Origin of the sequence: Dyadobacter sp., from assembly GCF_051859145.1 — a bacterium.
GTDB lineage: Bacteria > Bacteroidota > Bacteroidia > Cytophagales > Spirosomataceae > Dyadobacter.
Genome location: NZ_JBHYGF010000301.1, coordinates 3,997 through 8,682, shown reverse-complemented (window position 1 = coordinate 8,682; position 4,686 = coordinate 3,997). Strand labels below are relative to the sequence as shown.

The following is a 4,686-nucleotide window of genomic DNA, read 5'->3' as shown; positions in this document are numbered from 1 at the left end:
TTTTTTCGTTTAAGACCCTCATATCTCAGGAATTTGCCTGAAAAAACGGTGTTGATATAATCCACTCCGAAGAAAATTCGCTTGAACGGTGGAAGTGCCAAATTGTATTCCAATGTGAACGGAAGGTTAACAATCACTTCTGCAAGGTTGCTACACTGCCAAATCTTATTTGAGCAAAAATCCCTGATAAGATGCATTTTGTTGGAAGTGATATTTGAATAATACCATTTTTAAGCTTCAATTCTGCACTTGTAAATGGCTATAAATGTGCCTTTGATACAGAATATTGTTTTGTTGAGAAATGCATTGAACGCTTGTTTGCGAAATATTGTAGTATATTTGTACTGTCAATTGAGAGACAGATAACAAGAACCAATAAATAATAGCAACAATGAAAAATGCAAAAACAATGATAGCTACTGCCATGATGGTTATGACTATCGCTACTTACGCCAATGCGAATACCTCTACATATACAGCAGAAGAGAAAACCAAAGTAGGCGTATCATCTGCTGCCTTGCCAGCTTCGCTTCCTGTTTTGGAAAGCCCTGCTCCGCAAAAGGATAAATTGACAACTGACACCAATAAGCACAATGCTGCACAGAAAGCGGCAATCGTAGGGCTTCAATTGAAAAGCAATTCAGCTAAGTAATTTAACGGGCCTTCACAAGAAGGTCAGTAAGGTTTAAGCAAAAAGGGAAGAATCTTTCTTCCCTTTTTTTGTGCCCGATACATCAGTTTTGTCAAATTAGATAGTAGCTGGGTCGCTTGAATGCGGTTTTTTCATACCTTGAAAACTGTTTCACACGTTTCATGTACAAATAAAACCCCTGATGAAGCTTTTGCTTATTGAAGACGATCCCGGCGTAATCTCGGTAATCCAGCGTGGACTTTCTGCTTCCGGGCACGAGATTGCGGTTGCGATGGACGGGCAGTCGGGTATGCAAATGGCGCTTCAACATACATTTGATATCGTCATACTGGATCTGATGGTTCCTGTTATTAATGGCATGGAAGTGTGCAGGCGGCTTCGCAGCGCACAGTTCACCACGCCGATTTTGATGCTCACCGCTCTGGGAACTACGGAGAATATCGTGTCAGGGCTGGACGCGGGCGCAGACGATTACATGACAAAGCCTTTCAAACTGGCTGAACTGGAAGCGAGGTTGCGCACATTAACCCGCCGCGGCCGCGAGCCTGAGCGGAACGACGGTATCCTGAGCATCGGCGACCTGGTGCTGGACAAGGTAACCAAAACCGTAAAAAGAGCGACGACCACCATTGACCTGACCGCCACTGAATTCCGCCTCCTCGAATACCTGCTTTCCAACACCAACCGCGTGCTGAACCGCATTGAGATCCTCGAAAATGTGTGGGATATCAATTTCAATCTGGGTACCAATGTGGTAGATGTGTATATCAATTACCTGCGAAAGAAAATTGACAAAAACCAAGACGTCAAGCTGATCCACACGGTTTTCGGAATGGGCTACGTCATTCGCCAGTCTTATGAAGATTCAAAATAAGATTGCGATCATCTTCACGGTACTCTCGGCAAGTATTATCCTGGCTTTGAGCGTTTTCGTTTACATTTTCGGGTCGGAGAGTATCGCAGCCAGCTTTTTTCACCGGTTGGAAGTTCGGTCTGATATTATCGGCCACGCTGTGCTGGAAGAAAATGAATCGAGAAAGCCGATCTACTACGATATCAAAGAGCGCCATTTGGGCGACCTGCCTTTTGAGAAACACCGTATTCTGCTGTCGCTCAACGATGCAGGCGTAAAAAAGAAGCTTCCGCTCCCACAGGTTTTTTACGACGAGCTCGCCAGAACAAAGGAGGCTCGGTACTTCGAAAAGGATACTACTTATGTAGGGAGGTACATTACCAGCGGAAAGAGAAAGGTAATCATGATTTCGTCAGCAGTGGACCTCTACGGGCTGGCTGAGATGGATAACCTCAAAAACCTGCTCGTAACCGGCTTTTTTATCTCACTCGTTTTTGTTTTCACATTCGGAAAGCTTTTTTCAACGCAAATATTCAAGCCGATCCAGCGGATTGTACGTAATGTAAAAGGGATCAATGCGCGTAACCTGCACCAGCGGTTGATTGTGGACGACAGCGGCGACGATATCCAGGATCTGGCACGCACATTCAACGACATGCTCGACCGGCTGGAAGTAACATTTGAGATACAAAATAATTTTGTGAGCAATGCTTCCCACGAATTTAAAACCCCGCTTACGGTGATTAGTGGCGAAGCGGAGATTGGACTTTCAACACCGGGACTGTCGGACAATGCGCGTCAGTCTTTCGAGAATATCTACCGCGAATCCGAAAAGCTGGAACATTTGACGAGCAGTATGCTAAGTCTCGCCCAAACCGGTTTTGACGGGAAAAAAGAAGAATGGGGTGCCTTGCGGGTAGACGAGCTGATCCTTTCTGTCAAAGAAGCAGCAGATAAGATTATCCCCGACAATAAGGTTTCCATTAACTTCGAAAATCTGCCTGAGGAAGAGCAAAAGCTGGTTATCAATGGCAATAAAGTGCTTTTGAAAGCTGCATTCAGCAACATTGTGCTCAACAGCTGCAAATATTCAGACAACCGGCCAGTCCAGGTTTCGATCAGTCACGACAAAACCTACGTGATCGTTGAAGTGGCCGACCAGGGTATCGGGATACCAGACCGCGAGATCGGGCAGATCTTTGTTCCCTTTTTCCGTGCGTCAAATACGGAGCGCTACAAAGGGTATGGGATCGGGCTTCCGCTAGCGCATAACATTATCCGGATGCATCAGGGCAAAGCCGAAGTGTGGAGCAAAGTGGGAGAAGGAACGCGCTTTAAGACCTATCTTCCATTCTGTTATAAAGGCCTCTAATCCCGTTTTAATATTCTTATTTCCTTCTAATAACTCTCTCACCGTATTATAATGTAGCTCTTAGTACAGCCTAATAACTCTGCCGTAACATTGTATCACTGATTTAGATCAGCAAAATCATTGTTAATCAAACCGATAGAGTTGTATGAAAACTGTAATGATTCCGACGGACTTTACAAACGAGGGTATCCAGGTAGCTGAGACAATTGTTAGAGATTTGAATGAAGATGTGAAGCTGGTGTTCACACACTTGTTCCATGTTGCCGACGATATCCAGGACCTGCTCTTCTCAGGTTACCGGGAGAAAGAATATGAATTGGTCTCCGAAGACTTCTGGGCAGACTGCCGCGCATTGAAAGAAGACTATCCCGACCAGTTGCAAAGTGTCAAAATTGATTTTTTCTACGGCAACAAAATCGCCGGATTGAAGAACTTTCTCGAATACCACGAAGTAGACTGCATTGCCTATTCTCAAAACTATGGCTTTCCCAAACTCAACAAGAGCAGTCTCGATGCACTCCCGGTTTTAAAAAAATGCGGCATTCCGATGATAAATGCTGATCTGATTAGTGTAGGCTTCTTTGCACACGCAAACAGCATGCAGTGATATTGCTTCCACCAAGAATTTGTGATCATGATAAAGTGACGAAACTATGCTGCTCAAAAAGAATATCCCTATCCGTTATATATTCGGAAAAATAAAATACGAAATCCTGTTTGTCACCATATATGGGGTTGCGATCGAGATTGTGTACCAGAATTTTCATATCACAAACATTTCCATTCCGATGACCGTACCAACTGTGCTCGGTACGATTATCTCGCTGCTGCTGGCATTCCGCTCCAACCAGGCTTACGACCGCTGGTGGGAAGCCCGGATCATCTGGGGCGCCATTGTCAACGATTCACGCACATTGGCCCGGCAGATCATCCATTTAATGGAAGAACCTTACGGAACGGAGAGTATTGACGGTTTCAAACACCGGATGATCAAAAGGCAGATTGCCTGGTGTTATGCGCTGGGGAAGGGGCTGCGGAAAGATGATCCAATGCCTTTGATCCGGAAATTTGTGACCGACGAGGAATATGAATTCGTAAAAGACTACGATAACAAACACGTCGGACTGCTCCAATTGCACGCCCGCGATCTTAAAAATGCATTGAAACAAGGTTGGGTAAACCCTTACCAGCAGATCGAAATTGACGGAACGCTTACAAAGCTTTGTGATTCAATGGGTAAATGCGAGCGGATTAAGAATACGGTTTTCCCGTCAACTTATAGTCTGTACATTCACCTGGCGCTCCACTTCTTTATTTTGCTGCTGCCATTTGGTCTGGTCCAGTTGTTCGGGTTTTTGATGGTACCGGTGCTGATCGTGATCACTGCCTGCTTCTTTCTCATCGAAAAAATGGCGATCCATTTACAGGACCCATTCGAAAACAAGCCAACTGACACGCCTGTCCTGACCATTTCAAGAAACATTGAGCGAGATCTGAGACAAATGATGCGCGACGATCAGGTACCCTCGGCTTACGAGCCTGATAAATTTTACATTCTGTAAACCTCCTCTGCAGGGGCGCGCAATCAGTTGCGCGCCCTCTGATATGTTACTTGCCAAGACCTTCGTATATATTAAATAGGATGTTGTAATTCTGTTCCACCCAGTTCCCTTTTCCGGCGCTTTTGTAGCGGGTGGATTTAAGATATTGCTCAAACATCCGGTAAGCTTTCATCGCTTCATTCTTCGAGTAAAAACCAGCAATCCAGGAAGCCGGTATTTTGTCAGGTTTGACAATGCCGATTCCTGG

Annotated in this window: 5 protein-coding genes and 1 pseudogene; 5 read left to right on the top strand and 1 reads right to left on the bottom strand. The window is 45.1% G+C overall.

Translation table 11 applies throughout. The features are described 5' to 3' along the window. The first annotated feature begins 391 nt into the window (after positions 1–391). From ACTIE6_RS16755 to ACTIE6_RS16735, 5 genes are all read left to right on the top strand, one after another. Positions 392–652, top strand: a complete 261-nt coding sequence (locus tag ACTIE6_RS16755; protein ID WP_439557735.1) for a hypothetical protein — start codon at positions 392–394, stop codon at positions 650–652. A 181-nt stretch (positions 653–833) separates the two neighbouring features. Next, the gene (locus ACTIE6_RS16750; protein ID WP_439557734.1) at positions 834–1,526 is read left to right on the top strand and encodes a response regulator transcription factor; all 693 of its coding nucleotides are present in this window, start codon (positions 834–836) and stop codon (positions 1,524–1,526) included. Then, positions 1,510–2,877: a sensor histidine kinase gene (locus ACTIE6_RS16745; protein WP_439557733.1), complete on the top strand. Its 1,368-nt coding sequence runs from the start codon at positions 1,510–1,512 to the stop codon at positions 2,875–2,877. Before ACTIE6_RS16750 ends, ACTIE6_RS16745 begins: the two co-directional genes overlap by 17 nt. 145 nt (positions 2,878–3,022) lie before the next feature. Continuing rightward, a complete protein-coding gene (locus ACTIE6_RS16740; RefSeq protein WP_439557732.1) occupies positions 3,023–3,484 on the top strand; it encodes a hypothetical protein in 462 nt (153 codons plus the stop codon). A gap of 46 nt (positions 3,485–3,530) precedes the next feature. After that, a complete protein-coding gene (locus ACTIE6_RS16735; RefSeq protein ID WP_439557731.1) occupies positions 3,531–4,439 on the top strand; it encodes a bestrophin family protein in 909 nt (302 codons plus the stop codon). A 46-nt stretch (positions 4,440–4,485) separates the two neighbouring features. On the opposite strand, the pseudogene ACTIE6_RS16730 reads toward ACTIE6_RS16735, so the two are convergent. Further along, positions 4,486–4,686 (bottom strand): annotated as a pseudogene (locus tag ACTIE6_RS16730) (hypothetical protein); the annotation flags it as partial.